Below are 17,819 nucleotides of genomic sequence, written 5' to 3'. Positions count from 1 at the left end.
CTCAGCGCGGGCGCACCAGCTCCTGCCAGCCCAGCCGGCCACGCCGGATGGCGGGTTCGCTGGTCCGGGTGATCCGGGTCTCCTCATCCTTTTCCTCATCCGTGGAATTGTCCACCTGCACGTCCAGCAGGCCACTGCCACCGCTGAGCAGGCCGTCATCATGCTCGGTACCCGCGCTGGGCTCATCCTCCAGCTCCCCGTCATTGTCATCGTCCACGTTCGGCTCGTCCGGGTTGGAGCCGTCGAGGTCCACGAACATGCGGAAGCTGCTGCCACCGGCGGAACAGGGGTCCGTCTCCGGTATGGTGGTGTTGAACCGCAGCTGACCGTTGCGCAGCCTTGGCCGCTCCACCACCCGTTCACCGATGCGGGTATCGAAATCAAAGTACCAGCCGTGGTCATCCGTGGGATTCCGGCCCCAGGCCACTTCATTACCGCTGAGGCTGCGGGTCCGGGTCTGGCCGGCCACGGATTCGGTGAGATCCTGGGCCTGCAGCTGATCCCTGCTGATCCCCGTACCACCATGGTCCCAGACCCCGTAGAAGGACTGGGTGGTGGTGTCGCTCAGGTCACCAGTGCTCAGGTACTGGCCGGTGCCGAAGAACACCAGCAGGCTCGGGGCATTGCTGTCCTCGTCCGGCACAAAGCGGTTGCCGGTCACCGTCACGCCGGTGGTGATCGGCTGGCCTCCCGGAGTGCGGAACAGGGGCTCATCTTTGGCGACCCAGCTGCCACTGTTCTCCACCAGCACCCAGATACGGCCCTCGCGGTCGCTGGCATAGAGCCGGTCCGGAACCCGGTCGCGATCGGTATCCACTGGCGTCACATCCGAGGTCACGCCCGGCAGCCCATCGCCGCCGGTCTCGATGAAGCGGTAATCCGTGCCCCGGCTCCATTCGCCGTCCAGGCCGCCCTCCAGCCGCAGCATGAAGACGCCGGAACGGCCACTGGGCGCATTGTAGCCGTTGCCGAACACGGCCACCCACTCATGGCCGTCATCCCAGGGCATGAGCACGATGTTCACGGGCTTGTTCAGGGTCCCCAGGTCCTGATGCTGGAACTCCCACAGGAGCAGGTCCTCGGGCGAGTCGGAGCTGGCCACATCGGGATCCGTGACATCCAGTGCGAACAGGCCCCGGCCACCGGTGCGCATGCCGCCCACCAGCACCGAGTGCCATTCAGGGCCGGCATCCGGATCCGTCTGGATGTGGGCATCGGAGACCGCCGGCGCCAGATCCACGCTGTAGCGGTGCTGGTATTGCGGTGACGTGAGGTAGCTGAAGCCGCGGCTTTCCGCGTCATCAAAGGCGAAGGACGGGATATAGGCAAAGCGCTCGCCACCGCCGGAGTCATCCGGGGTGCCGTCAAAGGCGTGCAGCATGCCGTCATTGGCACCCGCGTAGATGGTGCGCTCCCGGTCCCTCTGGGCGGCCAGGTAATCCGAGTAGCGGTCATCTTCCGTGCCGTAGGGCGCCTCGTCCGGCCACCCCATGGCGGGCCGCCCCACATGGACCGGATTCGAGTGGACAATGTCGCCCAGGCGGCCGCCGCGCTCGCGCAACCGTTCCCCCTCAAGGTTGCGCCGGCCCGCCAGGTACGCAATGCGATCCTCGGCGGTGGCACGGTCGCCGCCAGCGCTCAGATCGGCCCGGGCCTCATCGGGCAGCTGATCAAGGTTGTCCGGCTCAAACGCCACGGGTTCCCCGTCGGCACCGGCCGTGAGGATGGTACGCGGGTTGCTCTGGAGGTTACGTTCATCCAGGACCGTGCCCGCATCCCACAGGACCTCCCCGAGGACCTGGTCCTGCGGGTCGTCACTGTCCGTCGCGGTGAGATCCGCGCGCCGGGCGGTCAGTCGACCTTCCCAGTCACGGGGATTGAAGGAGGCGCTGTAGACCAGCCCTTCGCGCTGCGAGATCTCAACCGCCTCGGGCGTTGCGGCGGACTCCCAGGCGTTGAGGGTGCTGGGGCGGTTCAGGGCATTGTTGAGCGAAGAAGCTGCGTTCACGGCATCATCCGCACTGAACAGTTCCCCGAAACCATTGGTTGCAGCGTGATAGAGATCATCCCGCTGGGCGGCGCTGCCGGGGTTATCTCCCGGGCGATCCGTGGAGACCGGCCACCACTGGGGTGGCTGTTGGTGCGCATCCCTGCGCCGCTCATAGCCATCGTCCGTGCCGGGCATCGGCCAGCCCCAGACATTGGCGCCCTGGTGGCCGGTGGTCACCCCGAAGGTGTTGAGGTGGAGGTCGCGGTTGCAGTCCAGCCAGCCCGCTGGGTTACGCTCACTGCAGGCGTCCGGAACCGGCACATTGCCGTTTTCCAGGCCGGGGACCTCAAGCTCGTCGTAATAGTTCCAGGCAACGTCGGCCAGGGTTCCCCTGGCGCCGTCGGAAAAGGGCTCACCGGCGCCGCCATCGGCATTGCCCACGGCACTGACCGTGCCATCGGTGCTGTAGCCGTCCGAATACAGGCCCGCGATGTTCTGCTGGCAGGAGGCGGTCACAGGGGCATTGTCGTCGCTGCGCTCAAACTGCTCCCCGACGTGATTGAGGGTGCTGCGCAGGGGCGCTGTCCGCTCATCCGTAGCGCCGTTATAACCCGTGTAGATCTGCGCCAGGAACCGGTCCAGCCCGCCGTTCCCGGAACGGTTCTGCAGGTCGTAAAGGGGCAGGTCCCCGGAGGCGCTGTTGGTAAGCACCGGCATCCCACGCAGGTTATCCACCCGCACCGCTGTCTCCCCCAGTGCCGCCCTCAGGGACTGGTGGCGGCGCCGGTGGTAGGTGAACCAGTTGGCGAAGTTCTGGAGTTCTTCCTCGTAGGTGCGGCCGTAGCGTTCCTGCACAAGGTCCCGGACGGCATCCGGATCGCTCAGGTTCACCCGCCGCAGGCAGGTGCCGTCAGGAGCCAGGGCTCCGGGGAACTGGTTACCCTGCGCGTCCTCGAACCGCAGTGCCTCCTGATCAAAGTTCTCGATGAACTCAACAAAGTCATCACTTTGCCGGCTGCCGCACTGCCCTTCTCCGAGAACACCGAAAAGGTCGCCCTCCCAGCGGTAGGAGCCGGTCTTCTGGGGCACGTAGTAACTCGCCTGCACATGCGGCATACAGACGCTGTTCTGGTTGAACAGGGTCTCTTCGCCCACAACGGTGCCGAAGTCATTGCGGAATTCATCAATCGCACAGGCGCTCCGGTCAAGGAATGTCGAGCCGGGGCTGAGGCCCAGCGTGCTCTCCTTGATCGAGGTGCCCGCCGAGTCCAGTACGCCCTTGACCGCATCACGCAGCTCACCGGATACCGTGAAGGGCCGGTACTGCACATCGAGCATGGGCCGGTTCGCCTCACAGTCGGTGAACCAGGAGGTCAGGAAGCACTCCACATCACTGAGGAAATCAGCGCCATCCCTGAGCCAGTTGGCGAAACCGCTGTCCGAGCGCATCTCGCTCATCCGCTGCCCATACAGCGGGTCCAGCTTCGGGTCGCTGGTGCTGGCCGGAGGCATTGTGTGCATTCCGTCCGGAACCGGGTAGGGCCAGGGCTCGTAATCCACCCCGGGGTTGTAGAACTGGGGGTTCCAGGCTGCGGAGCGAAGGAACCCGAACTTCGCCAGTGGGGGCACGACGTGGTATTCCGGATTGATGCGGCGGCCGTCGTAGGTGTCGACCAGGCCCGGCTCGAACAGGTACCCATAGCGGATATCGCGGAGCAGCGGCTGGGCGATCGACTCGAACAGATTCACATCGCTCCCATCCAGAAGCTCCCCCAGCCAGCGGCTGAAGCCATCCCTCTCCAGGGCCCCCTGCCGGGTGCCGGGAACCTGCAGCTCAAAATCCGCGCTGGCGGAATCGTCCAGCACAAACGCCATGCTGTCTGCCGCTGGCTCATTCAGGAACAGCGGTGACTGGGCAAAGCCACTGTTTTCCGCCCCCGCTGCCACCACCGGAACCAGCAGACTGACTCCGAGCAGATACGTCAGGATCCTGTCCCGTACTGCGGTTACCGCCATGATTGCCTGCTCCTGCCCATTGTTCTTCTTGTGTTCGATGCCACCGGCTCACCTCAGATCCGCCGCGAAATAGCCTTCAAGGATCCGGTCACTGTGTCCCGTGGCACCCCGTGAGCGCACGATGATCCGATAGCCTTCCATCTGCCCGCCGGCGGCCAGCTGCTGTCGGCCACCGACCATAACGCTGCCCTCGCCGCTGTCGCCGATCCGCCCGATGCGTTCGATGATGAACCGGGGAATGGTGGCGTCGCTGTACTCCTGCACCCAGCGGTTATGGGTTGCCTTGGCCTCGCGGCTGCCGCCGCCGGGTTCCCAGGTAGCATGCTCGAAGGGGTCCGGGGCCTCACCCTGGCTGTAGAAGGGGCCCTGGGCGCTGAAATCCGCGGGCGTCACCTGGCCGGTCTCGAGCAGGGTTTCCGCCTCATTGAGGGCCTCCTCGGCCATCTCAAAAGCGATATCCGCATCCCGCTGGCTGCCCACCATACGATCCTGCAGGGTGGCCCTTTCGGCGCTGCTGATCGCCAGCAGCGACACCACCAGCAACACCAGCAGGGTCATGATCAGTGTGGCGCCCTGCTGTTGCTGCATTCCGCTGCTCGCCTGCATACCTCACTCCGTCAGCCGGTTGCGGATGGTCATCGACGTCGAGTACACCCGGTAGAGGTGGCGGTCCTGCGCACTGACGAGGCCTTCGCCGCTGTCGGTGCAGTCCCGCCATGCCGGGAAGCAGTAGGACTGCGGCTCCTCGGTCACTTCCCCGCCCGGCGAGCGCACCAGAAGGCTGATGCGCAGCCCAATGGCCTCATCGAGAACGGATTCATCGCCGCCCTGCGCAGGGGGTGCCTCCCAGGCATCAACCGCGTCATCACCGTCCGTATCCAGGCCCAGCCGTACGCGCATGGCACGCACCCCGGAGACCACCTCGCGCGGCGGGCCGAGCTCAGCCGTGGTGCTACCACCGCCGCCCGGACCACCACCGGTCGTGGTTCCGGTGATCTCCTGGATCATCAGTGAGTAACGGCCCTCCCCCTGCTCAGCAACGAAGAAACGCTGGGTGCTGACGCCCATCATCCGGGCGCCGGCGCCCGGGTCGGTCTGCAGCTGGTTGTTTCTGTTACCCGGGGTCACATTGGCACTCGGCTGGTGGCGGACCTGGTGCTGCTGCACGGATGTCGCCTGGAAGATCTCGCCACCCCCGCAGTCCGCGACCACCATCAGGTCCCCGGGCTTGAAGTAACGCGTCAGGTCGCGCCCGGAATCACTCCTCAGGCCGCCACTGTTGCTGGCCGTCGCATCCACCCGGGCGGAATCGCCGCCCTTCGCGCCACGGAAAACCAGCACATGCGAATCCGCCACGGGGTTGAGGTCATCCATATCGTCCATGGGTCCGCTGTAGACGCCGAGCCCGCGGCTGAAGTCAAAAGCCACGGACTGGCCGTTGCCCGCATTGAGGTTGCTCTCCAGTCCGGAGGCATCCTGGAGACACCCCCAGTAATCAGTGTTACGCCCCGCCCGGGACAGAAACTCCACGGCGATCCGACCGGTTTCCTGGACCTGGTTGGTAGCCTCGGCCAGCGCAAACGTCTGGCGCTGGCCGACAAAGATCTGGACGATCGCCATCAGCACCAACAGTCCCAGAACCATGGCGATCATGACCTCCACCAGGGTCATGCCGCCCTGCGCCTTCATGCTGCCGGCCTGCCCGGGCATCAGCCGTTCTCCCGTGCGGTTGCATCCAGTCCGTACTCAGTACGCTCGCGCTCATCCTGGCTGAAATCCTGGGAATCCGGGGCCGCGCGCTCCAGCCAGCTCACCTGCACCCGGATATCGGTGCCATCCACACTGATCAGGCCACGCCCGCCGGGCAGCCCGTTCGCGACGGCGCGGCACCAGTTGTTGACCTCATTCGCCACGAAACCGCTGCCACCCGGTAAGCTGTCCGCCGCGCAGCTGTTCCCGGTAACCTCAAACGCTTCACGATCCTCCGGGGTCATGCGGATCCGCTCAATCATGTCGCGCACGTGCAGTCGCGCCTGGGTACGCAGGTCCGCCTCCGTGGACGAACGCAGCGCGTGCAGCTGGAGCCCGGCCACCCCCAGGATCCCAAGCGAGAGCAGCAGAACGGAGATCAGCACCTCCAGAAGGGTCAGGCCACGCTGGTGTCTCATGCCCCGTCACACTCCCCGCGCTCGATGGTCGTGGTCTCGATCTGGCCACCCAGGTTGATCCGCACTCGCCGGCTGTCCGAGGGCGTGATGCTGTTGCACAGCACAAAGTCCACTCGATCCGCATTGAGCAGGTACCCTTCCGGGCTGAAACCAAAGGCGTCCTGGGTGGCATCGGCGCCGTCAACACTGACCTCCAGTCGGCCATCGATGGTGCTGACCGCCCTGAGGAACACTGTCTGTTCCAGAAACTCCTCCGGAGCGCCGACAGTGGCATGGATCCCGTTCTGCCACGCCGTGGTGCCGTTTTCACCCACTCCGGGAGAGATCCAGACGGTGCGGTTGCGACGTATGCCCTGGACACGGGCTTCGTTCAGTACCCCCACCATGGCGTTTGTGGTGGCCGTCAGCTCGCTGGACGCCATGATGCTGCGGCTGACCGGAATGGCCATACCCAGAATCAGCGCCATGAGAGCCATGGTCACTATGAGTTCGATCAATGTCAGACCCCGCTGCACCCGGCCTCCTTACAACAACGGATCACGTGGCACTTTGCCCTGATCTGACGTTATCAAGGTGTGGTGGGGGAGGAATTGGCCGAAACGGCCACGAATGTAAAAGATTGAACAAAAATTCAGCGCAAGCAGACAGACAGCCATAATGATGAACACAGCATCCGCGTCAGAGGTGGGGAGCCATGGCTACGCCGTATCCCGATGAGAACAGTCGGCTGGCCGCCATTGACCGGCTTGGCCTGATGGGCACGGCCCCGGAAACGGCCTATGACCGGCTGACGGAACTGGCCCGACACCTCTTCGGCACACGCCTCGCCCTGATCACCCTGGTCGGAGTCGAGCGCCAGTGGGTCAAATCCTGCTCGGGACCGGATCCCCTCACGGACAGTCCCCGTGAGGAGAGCTTCTGCACTGAGCTGATTGCCGACAACGCCCCTCTGATCTGTGAGGACGCCTCTCTCGAGCCCCGCTTCCGGGACAAGCCTTTGGTCCGCGGCGAGCCGGGCATCCGGTTCTACGCCGGCATTCCACTGCGCCCTGAAGGCGACGCCATCGTGGGCAGCCTGTGCATCCTGGATGTTGCCCCGCGCAGCCTTTCCGAATCCGACCAGTGGACACTGACGCGCCTGGCCCAGCAGGCGGAAGAACTGCTGCGCTTCCAGCTGGCGCGGCGGGAGCAGGAAAAGGAGCACTACCAGGCGCTGGTCTCCAATGCCCGCTACGGGGCCCTGATCGCCGGCGCTTCCGTGGGCATCATCCGCGTCAACAGTGAGGGCCTGATCCAGGACGCCAATCCTTTTGCCCTGTCACTGCTCGGTCATACCGGAGCCAGTCTCCAGAACCTCTCCCTGCAGCGGGTCCTCCCGGAGTTCCACCTTGATCACGCGGACCAGCCGCAGATCACCCGGGAGACCGGCGCCCTGACCCGGAACGGAGGCGGCGTGCCGGTCCAGGCCACACTGAACCGGGTCTCGCTGGCGGACGACAGCAGCAGCGAGTTCATGGTGGTGCTCACGGATCTCAGCGACATCCGTGAAGCCGAAGCGGAATCCCGCCGGGAGCGGGCCTTTCTGCGTTCGATCATCGATGCGAGCCAGGACCCGATCTATGTGAAGAATCGGGAAGGGACCTATCTGCTGGCGAATAAAGCCAGCGGGATCCTGGCACGGGAGCTGGGCCAGAATCAGGTTGAAGGCCTGACCGCCTGCGATCTCTACCCGCAGGAAATCCTTGAGGAGGCCGAGGCGGCCAATGAACGGCTCCTCGCCACGGGGCGCCCAGAGGCGCTGACATTCAACAACTCCGACGGCCGCTGTTTCCGCATCAGCAAGGCGCCCCTGTTCGACGCCAATGATGCCATCCACGGCATTGTGAGCGTGGCGCACGATGTGACCGAATACCTGCAGATGAACGAGGCACTGCGTGAACGTGAACGCGAACGGGACCGCCAGAGCCAGCTGCTTCAGGTATTGCACCGGGGGCTGACCGACTACGAGGCCCTGATGTCCGGCGACCGGCTCTGGACCTTTCTCCTGGATGCGCTCAGGGAGCTGACCGGCAGCGACTACGGCCTGATCGGTGAGGTGATCACCAACGAGCAGGACACGCCTGCGCTCAAGATCCATGCCATCACGGACCTGTCCTGGAGCCCGGAATCCCGGGAACTCATGGAGCAGCTGCGCGCCGGCGACATGACACTCAGCACCCCGGACAGCCTGCTGGGCAAGGTCTTTGCCCACGGCGAGACCATCATCTCCAGCGCCCCCATGCAGGACGAGCGGGGCGCCGGGCTGCCCGAGGGCCACCCGCCGCTGTACAGTTACATGGGTGTGCCCATCCGCCACAACGGCGAAGTCATCGGCATGTTCGCAATCGCCAACGGGGCGTACGACTACGACGACGCCGTGCTGGAATGGCTGGAGCCGTTCACCGCCACCTGTGCCCTGCTGATCAACCTGAGCCGCCACTTCGAGGAGCGTGACCGTTTCACCCGGGAACTGGCACAGGCCCGGGACCAGGCCGAGAAAGCCAGCAGGGCCAAGAGCCACTTCCTCTCAGCCATGAGCCATGAACTGCGCACGCCGCTGAACTCCATCCTCGGCTTCGCCCAGCTTCTGGAGAACAGCCAGCGTTCCCACCTGGACGAACGCCAGCAGCGCCAGGTGGGCCAGATCCAGCGCAGCGGCCAGCACCTGCTGGAACTGATCAACGAGATCCTGGACCTGGCGCGCGTGGAATCCGGGCGCATCCAGCTTTCCATGGAAGCGCTGTGCAGTGGCGAAACAGCCCGGGAGGCACTGGACACCATCGCCGGTATGGCGGAAACCCACGGCATCGAAGCCCACCTGCACGGGCAGCCCAGCCAGTGGCCGCGGGTGCATGCGGATTTCACCCGCCTCAAGCAGGTGCTGCTCAACCTGATCTCCAACGCCATCAAGTACAACCGCCCCGAAGGTCAGCTGCGGCTGTTCTGGACCCTTGAGGGGGACTGGGCGGTGCTGCACTGTGAGGACACCGGCATGGGCATCGATGCCGGCAAACTCGAGCAGCTGTTCAACCCCTTTGACCGGCTCGGCGCGGATCACAGCATCGAGGGCACCGGCATCGGGCTCGCGCTCACCCGCCGCCTGGTCGAGGCCATGGGCGGCTGGATCGACTGTGTCAGCGAACCCGGCGTGGGTTCCGACTTCCGGGTGCATCTGGCGCTTGCGGAAACACCGGCCACAGACGCGACGGCCCCGGAGGACGCCACAGCAGCAGCCCGGCCCGAAAACCAGAGCGGCCGGCGACGCATCCTCTATGTTGAGGACAACCCGGCCAACCAGCGCCTGATGCAGGAGGCCTTCGAGGAGTACACTGAGCTGGAGCTGGTCTGTGTGCACAGCGCGGAACTGGGCCTGGACATGGTCCGCTCCCAGCTGCCGGACCTGGTCTTCATGGACCTCAACCTGCCCGGCATGGACGGGGAAAGCGCCCTGGGCGAACTGCGGGACGATCCCGTCACCCGCCCCATCCCCGTGGTAGCGGTTTCGGCCAACGCCATGCGGGAAGACATCCGCCGTGGCATGGAGTCCGGTTTCGTGGATTACCTGACCAAGCCGGTGGACATGAACTACCTGTTTGAACACCTGGACGAGTGGATCCGCAATGACCCGGAATAACCCCATCGGGGAGACCCAGACCCCACACGCCGATGCGACCATCATGGTCGTCGACGACAACCCGGCGAACGTGGAACTGCTCTGCGAGATGCTGGAGGATGCCGGTTACAGCAACCTCATTGGCCTCTCGGACCCGAAACAGGTTGAGCCCCGGTGTGAGCGGGCACTGCCGCAGCTGATCCTGCTCGACATCCGCATGCCCGAGCCGGACGGCCACAAGCTGCTGCGGCGCCTGGTGGAACGCTGGGAGGACCAGTGCCCACCAGTGATCGTGCTGACCGCACAGACCGATGAGGAGACCCGGGACCGGGCCCTGGGGGCCGGCGCCCGGGATTTCCTGACCAAGCCCTTTGACCAGCGCGAGGCACTGCAGCGCATCCACAACAGCCTGAGCAGCCATTCCCAGTATCTCGAGCGGGTCTCCGAGGCGCGCACGCTGGAACAGATGGTGGCGGAGCGGACCCGTGAGCTGGAACGACTGGCGCTCCAGGAGCCGATCACTGGGATGCCCAACCGGCGCGCCATCCTCGCCGGTATGGCGGAGCATCTGGAGCAGGGTGACACACTGGCGGTGGCCTTCATCGCCCTGAGCGACCTGGAGGAGATCGCTCACCTGCACGGCTACCCCGCCATGGAGCAGCTGCTGCGGTTGGTCGCGCGCCTGCTCAACCGCAAGCTGGAAGAAGCGGAGGTGGGGTGCTGGGGCAACGCCGAGTTTGTCTGCTTCCGCCGGGAACACGGAACAGGGCGGCAACTTGAACAGGACCTGGTCGCCGTGGTTGAGGAGCTGACCCGCACTTTCCAGATCGGTGACCTGCGCCTCAACACAGGCCTGCGCATCGGCATGAGCCGCAGCGACCGGGACGGCAACGACGCCGAGCAGCTCGTGCGCTACGCGGCCCTGGCACTGCCGCGGCATGATGGCACCGCCATCCGCCAGTTTGATGCCAGCCTGGAACAGAGCCTGCGCCGACGCGGCGAGATTGAGCACGAGCTGCGCAATGCGGTCAGCAACCATGAACTGTCACTGATGTTCCAGCCCAAGATCAATCTCGCCACGGGCGCCCTCGCCGGTGCCGAGACCCTGCTGCGCTGGTACAATCCGCGCCTGGGTCAGGTCTCGCCCGGCGATTTCATCCCCCTGGCCGAAGGCAGTGGTGAGATCCTGACCCTGGGGCGTTGGGTGCTGGAGGAGACCATCCGCCAGACCGCCCAGTGGTACCGGGCCGGCCTCACCGGTGGCGACTGCCGTATGGCGGTGAATGTGGCGGCGCGCCAGCTGACGCGCCCGGACCTGGCCGAGGAGATCCTGGCACTGCTGACGGAACACGGCCTGCCCAGCCACTGCCTGGAAGTCGAGGTCACCGAGTCCGGCCTGATGGAGGATGTGGAGCAGGCCCGCCGGCAGCTGAAGCAGCTGGCCGATGCCGGGGTGAGCGTTGCCATTGATGATTTCGGCACCGGCTACTCCTCCCTGGCCTATCTCAAGGACCTGCCGGTGAGCACGCTCAAGATCGACCGCACCTTCATCAACGCCATGGGCGAACACCAGCAGGACCAGAACCTGGTGCGCACCGTCATCGCCATGGCCCATAATTTCGGATGCGCCGTGGTCGCGGAAGGCATTGAGAGCCCCGACCAGGCCCGGACCCTTCTGGGACTGGGCTGCGAGCTGGCCCAGGGATTCTGGTTCGCCCGCCCCATGCAGGCGGCACAGTTTGAACAGATCTGCCGGCAGCCGCCGGACTGGCACTTTGGAGCCTGAACAATGACATCACTGCTGAACACCGTAGGAGCGAGCCCCGCTCGCGATCACAACGGATACCCCTCGCATAGTCGGTCCGAAAGTATCGCGAGCGAGGCTCGCTCCTACAGTAACGGTATGCTCGCGTTTCTGGTATTGATGCTGGCGGCGGGCGCCAGCGCCGCCTCCGCGGAGATCCGCATCGAGACCCCCTGGGCCCGCGCCACCCCGCCCGGGATCGACCGGGGCGCCGGTTACATGACACTGCACAACGACGGCGAACAGGCCCGCACCCTGACCGGCGGAACAGCGGACTGGGCGGAAAGCATCGAGATCCACGAATCCCGCGAGGTGGACGGCCAGATGCGGATGCAGGCCCTGCCCGAGGGGCTGACACTGGAGCCGGGCGCGGCGGTTGAACTCGCGCCCATGGGCCTCCATCTCATGATCAAGGGGCTGGATGAGCCACTGACCGAAGGCGACACAAGGTCGCTGACCCTCGAATTCCGCAACGGCGAAACCCGTGAGGCCCAGCTGGACATCCGGGCCCCGGACGGCACAGCCGGCCATAACAGCCACTGATCACCAGGAGTCATCATGCCCCAGAATATGCAATGGATGCTCATCATTGCCGGCCTCATCGCCATAGCCGGCCTGAGCCTGTACATCCTCCGTAAGGGGCGTCGCCTGCGCCAGCACCAGCGCGCGATTGAGCGCACACGGGCACTGCAGGCCGAGCGCCGCGAGAGCATGATCGAGAGCATCCGCATCCTCGCCATGACGCTCGAACAGGAACAGGTTGAGCCCTCTGAGGGCTGCATCCGCATCAAGGGCCTCCTGGACCATGTGGAACCGGAGCTGCTGAACCACCGCCCCTACGACGTCTTCCAGACCATCTACGAGAAGACGGAACACATGCCCACCCACGAGGCACGCAAACAGGCCGACCCCAAGCTCATACAGCGCCTGGACCAGGAGCGGTTCGCACTTGAGGCGGAGCACGCCGAGGCCATCCATGAAGCCGCGCTGGCGATCCGCTACTACCGCTTCGACGGCAGTGTCAGCGCCTCCGCCGGTGAGCCACGCACCGTTGACCCGGGCCGTTCAACACTGCATCCATGACACCCCGCCCTAACTGACCTATGCTTGCAGAAAGCACACTTCCCGGAATGGGACACTGATGGAAACCGCCCTTTCCCAGCTTGCGCACTCTGTTGCCTCGGCGGTCTCGCTCGAGGGGCTCGTCCGGCCCATGCTGGATCTGATCCAGCAGGCAACCGGGCTGGACTCGGTCTACCTGACCATGTACCGGCCCGAGGATGACTCCCAGGAGATCATCTACGCCCGTAATACGGGTGCACTCACGCTCAAGGAGGGCCTTCGCGTCCCCTGGCAGGACACCCTGTGCCGGCGCGCCCTGACCGAAAACCGCCTGCTCACCCAGGATGTACCCAATACCTGGGGCGACTCCCTGGCAGCCCGGCGCCTGGGCATCCAGACCTACGTAACCGTGCCCGTGCGCCGGCTGGATGACGGGCTTCTGGGCACCCTCTGCGGCGCCAGCTCCCGGAGCGTGGAGATCGCGGACACCAGCCTTGCCACGTTGAGACTCTGCGCGGACCTCATCGCGCACCAGATCACGCGCGAGGAACACGCCCACAGCGTCCGCCGCCAGGCACTGGAGGCGGAACAGCAGATACAGCGCATGGGGCTGATCTCGGAGGTAAGCCGGCTGTGCCTGTCCGCCTCCCGGCTTCATGACGCCGTGGCCGCAGTAGCGGCCAGACTCGAACACTCGCACCTGTGGGAGAGAGTGATTCCGCTGTACCTGAGGGATGACGGCCACGCCCGGACCCTGGGCGAGAAGGACCCGGAAGCGACCTGGATGGCGGATGCCCTTATGGAGGCCAATCCCGAGCACCTCGAGGGGATGCTGCACAGTGACCACGAACACCTGATCTTCCCGCCGGAGGACATGCAATGGGTGCGTGAACAGCGCCGCCGTGAAGCCCTGCCCGAGGATGGCGATGCCGCCCTGCTGGTGGTCACATCGGAAGAGAAAGCCGAGGCGGCCATCCTGATCCTCGCCGCCCATGACCTGAACCGTTCCCCGGATGAACGTCAGCTGCTGAACAGCGTTGCCAATGCGCTGTCACTGCTGGCCAACCGGCTCCTGGACCATGCCCGCCTGGAAGCGGCCAATCTCGAACTCAAGCATAACGCCCTGCACGACACCCTCACGGGCCTGCCCAACCGGCGCTATCTGATCCAGGAACTCGAACGGCTGCTCGCACAGGCACAGCGCGTTGACGGTGCCGTTCACGTTGCCTTCATCGACCTGGACGGCTTCAAGCGGATCAATGACACCCATGGCCACGAGGTCGGTGATGAATTCCTGCGCCAGTTCGCGGTGCAGCTGCGCAACCTTTCCCGCATGGGCGACATGGTGGCGCGCTACGGGGGTGACGAGTTCGTGTTCGTTGGCAAGCCGGGCGCGGGCGGCGACCCCGCGCACGAACGCAGCGTGATCAGTGAGCGGCTGCGCACGGGCACCCGTGGCACCTACGAACTGGAGAGCACCACTATCGAGTACAACGGCCCCAGCGTCGGTGTGGTGACCTGGCAGGCCGGAGAAGTCGCGGATGCGGATGTGGTACTGGCGCGCGCGGACGAAGCCATGTATGCGGACAAGAAGGCCCGCCGTTCAGCTCAGCATACCGGCCATGCTGGCGACTGAATCACTGTTCTCCACGAGTATGTCCATCTCCTCGGCCACCCGTCCGGGCGCCAGGTTGAGGCGTTCATAGAGCGCATCCGGAACCGGGAGTTCCGGCCCCAGGCGCACCCCCCTCTCCACCAGCAGCGCCCGCGCCAGATAGAGCGCGTTGGCGTAGGCGCAATGCTCGCCCGCGTATTCCGGGTTCTTCTGGTGCCGGATCGCGGTGACCACCTCTTCCGGCATGTTCCACAGATCCATGAGTACACCACCGATCTGCTCACGCGTAATGCCGATCAGGTGGTGCTCCACCAGCTCGTGGGGCACATGGGTGTTCACCTCGGTATAGCGGCAGATCAGCGAGAAATGCGGCGGGAAGACGTGGGCCAGCACCAGGTAGCCGAAGTTGTGCAGCAGCCCCGACAGATAGGTCAGGCCGAAAGTGGGCCGCTCGCGCCTGGGCATGCAGCTGATGATCACGCTCACCGCCTGGGCCATCCAGATGGCCTGGGTCCAGTAGCCGATGAACCCCTCGGGCTGATCCGTGGGCTGTTTGAGTGTACGCCCCAGGGACAGGCCCATGGCCAGGTTCATCACCAGATCAAACCCGAGCACTCTCTGGATGGCATCGTAGATGGAGTTCACCGGCGTATGCGACGCATAGAACGAGGATGAGGCCCAACTCACCACCTGGGCCGCGAGGCTTGGGTCGTTCTCCACAATATCCGCCAGATCTCCGATCTCGGCGTTGGGCTTCATGCGCAGGTGCAGGATGCGCTGGGCCGTCTCCGGCAGCGGCGGGATCTCAAGCGTGTCGTCCAGGCGCTGCTTGATGCGCAGGCCGGTGAAGCTGTGCAGCGCCTCGCGCAACTGGACCTCGTCCTGTTCTGGTGACAGATGGTTGACCGCGATGTCCGTTAGCGGGCGGGAGATGGCCAGCCAGCGCGCGCCATTGAGCAGTCGCCTGTAGTCATCCATGGCCAGCGCCAGATCCTCTTCCCCCTGACCGCTGTAGAAGCGTGCCTGCTCGAGTTCAGCGATCCGGTTGTCCACGGCCGTCTCAAAATGGGTCATTGCCGGCAGGGGCGGAATCTGGCGAACCTGGTACTTCTGGCGCAGGCGCCCCATTTCGCGCAGGGGCAGCCCCCGCAGCTCCCGCGCCAGCGCCTGGTTCAGGTGGTCGATGTCGAGCAGGCTGTCGTCGCGGAAAAAGGCCTGGACCCGGCCCAGAGCATCAGCCAGCACCGCTGTCCGGATGCGTGGTTCGGCAGCGGGCTCCCTGCTGTTAAGGCTTTCCGGCGTAAGCCCGCCCTCGTCGGTGCGGAGGAAGGCCTCCAGGTGTCGCGGTGTGGTCATCGGTACGTCCTGTCCATATCAAGCGTTTTTCAGGGGCCGGGATTACTGCTTTCTGTATCCGTTCCGGAAGGATACCTCAGACATCCCCGTACCGGATACGCTCCCCCAGCCATCGATCGATCAGTGCGGCCACCCGTTCCGGTTCCGGCAGCAACCGGGGTCCGATCCGGTGCACGTCCTCGAGCCAGCCGGCGTCCTGCTCCCAGTCCGCGAGACGGAACCCCATCAGCCCGGTCTGACGGGTGCCCAGAACCTCGCCCGGACCGCGGATTTCCAGGTCGCGCTGAGCGATGGCAAAGCCGTCCTGGGTCTCGCGCAGGGCCTGCAGGCGGGACTTGGCGGTGTCCGACAGCGGCGGGTGATAGAGCAGGACGCAGTAGCTGGCCCGCTCGCCACGCCCGACGCGGCCACGCAGCTGGTGGAGCTGGGCCAGCCCCAGACGCTCCGGATTCTCGATGATGATGAGCGTGGCCTCGGGCACATCCACGCCCACCTCGATCACGGTGGTGGCCACCAGAAGGTCGATCCGCCCTTCCTTGAAGGCCTCCATCACCTCCGCTTTCTCCGCCGCCTTCATGCGCCCGTGCACCAGCCCCACGGTCAGCTCCGACAGCTCCGCCTGGAGCTGCTGCGCGGTGTCTTCGGCAGCCTGGCACTGCAGGGCCTCGGATTCCTCGATCAGGGTGCAGACCCAGTACGCCTGGCGGCCCTCGGCGCAGGCCGTGCGTACCCGCTCCACCACATCGCCCCGGCGCGAGTCCGGCAGGGCGATGGTCTCGATGGGCTGGCGACCCGGCGGCAGTTCATCGATCACGGACGTGTCCAGATCCGCGTAGGCGCTCATGGCCAGGGTGCGGGGAATGGGGGTGGCAGTCATGATCAGTTGGTGGGGCACCGTCTCCGCATTGGCGCCCTTCTCCCGCAGGGCCAGACGCTGGTGGACGCCGAAGCGGTGCTGTTCGTCGATGATCGCCAGCGCCAGCCGGTTGAACACCACCTCTTCCTGGAAGAGCGCGTGGGTGCCGATCACCAGCGGGCACTCGCCACTGGCCAGCTGCGCCAGGACAGCCTGTTTCTGTTTTGAGCGGCTCTTACCCGAGAGCCAGCCCGGCTCAATGCCCAGGGGCGCCAGCCACTCACGGAAGCTCAGGTAATGCTGTTCAGCCAGGATTTCGGTGGGCGCCATCAACGCCACCTGGGCGCCGGCTTCGATGGCCTGCAGCGCGGCCACGGCGGCCACCACCGTCTTGCCCGAGCCCACATCGCCCTGGACCAGGCGCAGCATGGGCACCGGCTGGGCCAGGTCGTGGCTGACCTCTTCGGTCACGCGCCGCTGCGCGCCGGTGAGCTCGAATGGCAGGGCATCGAGGAACCCGGAAACCAGGCGGCCATCACCGGTGTTGAGCGCCAAAGCCTGCCAGGACTGAACCTGGGCGCGGAGTTTCAGCAGGCTCAGATGATGGGCCAGCAGTTCTTCCATCACCAGCCGGTCACGGGCCGGATGGCGCTGCTCCATCAGGGCGGCCAGGTCCGCACTCGCCGGTGGCTGGTGCAGCATCCGCAGGGCCTGGTTGATCTCCGGTAGCTGGTACTCGCCGAGCACGGATTCCGGCAACCATTCGCGCACCGGGTGGCGTTCCAGCATGGCCACCGCCTGCTCGCACAGGCGTCGCAGCCGGGGCTGCTGGATGCCCTCGGTGAGCGGGTAGACCGGGGTGAGCGTGGCCTCGTCGCCGGTGGGCAACGGCCCCGGGTTGGTCTGGTATTCGGGATGGTAGATCTCGAGCCCGGCCCGTCCGGGGCGGATCTCGCCAAAGCAGCGCACGCGGGTGCCCGGGGCGAACTGGCGCTGCTGGGCGGCACTGAAATGGAAAAAGCGCAGGGCCACGAAACCGCTGCGGTCACGGAGGGTCACCTGGAGACTGCGGCGCCGCCCCTGGACCACGTCCGCACTCACCACCTCACCTTCCACCACCCCGGAATCCCCCACCCGAAGCTGGCCCATGGGCAGAACACGGGTGCGGTCCTCGTAGCGCAGGGGCAGGTGGAACAACAGGTCCTGAAGGCTGGTGATCCCCAGACGCTCAAGGGTGGCGGCCAGTTTACTGCCAACCCCCTTGAGCACGGTCACATCCACTGTGGCCGGATCCGCCATA

General features: G+C 65.5%; 12 protein-coding genes. 5 read left to right on the top strand and 7 right to left on the bottom strand.

What is annotated here, in order from left to right:
• Position 1: 1 nt before the first annotated feature.
• From F3089_RS13030 to F3089_RS13010, 5 genes are read right to left on the bottom strand one after another with little or no spacing between them, the layout of a single operon-like run.
• On the bottom strand, positions 2–4,006 hold the full coding sequence (locus F3089_RS13030; RefSeq protein ID WP_151441220.1) for a pilus assembly protein: 4,005 nt from the start codon (positions 4,004–4,006) through the stop codon (positions 2–4).
• 48 nt (positions 4,007–4,054) lie between these two features.
• Positions 4,055–4,612 carry a pilus assembly PilX family protein gene (locus tag F3089_RS13025; protein WP_151441219.1) on the bottom strand — a complete coding sequence of 186 codons (558 nt, stop codon included), beginning with the start codon at positions 4,610–4,612 and terminating at the stop codon, positions 4,055–4,057.
• 3 nt (positions 4,613–4,615) lie between these two features.
• Positions 4,616–5,716, bottom strand: a complete 1,101-nt coding sequence (locus tag F3089_RS13020; RefSeq protein WP_151441255.1) for a PilW family protein — start codon at positions 5,714–5,716, stop codon at positions 4,616–4,618.
• The gene (gene pilV, locus F3089_RS13015; protein ID WP_151441218.1) at positions 5,716–6,174 is read right to left on the bottom strand and encodes a type IV pilus modification protein PilV; all 459 of its coding nucleotides are present in this window, start codon (positions 6,172–6,174) and stop codon (positions 5,716–5,718) included. The genes F3089_RS13020 and pilV overlap by 1 nt, the downstream gene beginning before the upstream one ends.
• Positions 6,171–6,689: a GspH/FimT family pseudopilin gene (locus tag F3089_RS13010; RefSeq protein WP_151441217.1), complete on the bottom strand. Its 519-nt coding sequence runs from the start codon at positions 6,687–6,689 to the stop codon at positions 6,171–6,173. Before F3089_RS13010 ends, pilV begins: the two co-directional genes overlap by 4 nt.
• Before the next feature lie 179 nt (positions 6,690–6,868).
• Here F3089_RS13010 and F3089_RS13005 point away from each other — a divergent pair, with 179 nt between their 5' ends.
• From F3089_RS13005 to F3089_RS12985, 5 genes are read left to right on the top strand one after another with little or no spacing between them, the layout of a single operon-like run.
• Positions 6,869–9,847: a hybrid sensor histidine kinase/response regulator gene (locus F3089_RS13005; RefSeq protein WP_151441216.1), complete on the top strand. Its 2,979-nt coding sequence runs from the start codon at positions 6,869–6,871 to the stop codon at positions 9,845–9,847.
• Complete coding sequence (locus F3089_RS13000; protein ID WP_151441215.1) at positions 9,834–11,612, top strand: EAL domain-containing response regulator; 1,779 nt, start codon at positions 9,834–9,836, stop codon at positions 11,610–11,612. Before F3089_RS13005 ends, F3089_RS13000 begins: the two co-directional genes overlap by 14 nt.
• Before the next feature lie 3 nt (positions 11,613–11,615).
• Complete coding sequence (locus tag F3089_RS12995; RefSeq protein WP_151441214.1) at positions 11,616–12,173, top strand: copper chaperone PCu(A)C; 558 nt, start codon at positions 11,616–11,618, stop codon at positions 12,171–12,173.
• A 15-nt stretch (positions 12,174–12,188) separates the two neighbouring features.
• Positions 12,189–12,713 (top strand): DUF2489 domain-containing protein, encoded by a 525-nt coding sequence (locus F3089_RS12990; RefSeq protein WP_151441213.1) that lies wholly within the window; start codon positions 12,189–12,191, stop codon positions 12,711–12,713.
• 58 nt (positions 12,714–12,771) lie between these two features.
• Positions 12,772–14,328 carry a sensor domain-containing diguanylate cyclase gene (locus F3089_RS12985; protein ID WP_151441212.1) on the top strand — a complete coding sequence of 519 codons (1,557 nt, stop codon included), beginning with the start codon at positions 12,772–12,774 and terminating at the stop codon, positions 14,326–14,328.
• Here F3089_RS12985 and F3089_RS12980 read toward each other — a convergent pair.
• Together F3089_RS12980 and recG are read right to left on the bottom strand one after the other, a co-directional pair.
• Positions 14,296–15,663: an HDOD domain-containing protein gene (locus F3089_RS12980; RefSeq protein WP_151441211.1), complete on the bottom strand. Its 1,368-nt coding sequence runs from the start codon at positions 15,661–15,663 to the stop codon at positions 14,296–14,298. The genes F3089_RS12985 and F3089_RS12980 overlap by 33 nt on opposite strands.
• Positions 15,664–15,739: 76 nt before the next feature.
• Complete coding sequence (gene recG, locus F3089_RS12975; RefSeq protein WP_151441210.1) at positions 15,740–17,818, bottom strand: ATP-dependent DNA helicase RecG; 2,079 nt, start codon at positions 17,816–17,818, stop codon at positions 15,740–15,742.
• Between the last annotated feature and the right edge of the window lies 1 nt (position 17,819).

The sequence above is a fragment of the Halospina sp. K52047b genome (genome assembly GCF_008709855.1).
GTDB lineage: Bacteria > Pseudomonadota > Gammaproteobacteria > Pseudomonadales > Oleiphilaceae > Halospina > Halospina utahensis_B.
Note: the sequence above shows the minus strand (reverse complement) of the source record. Positions and strands in the feature narration are given on the sequence as shown.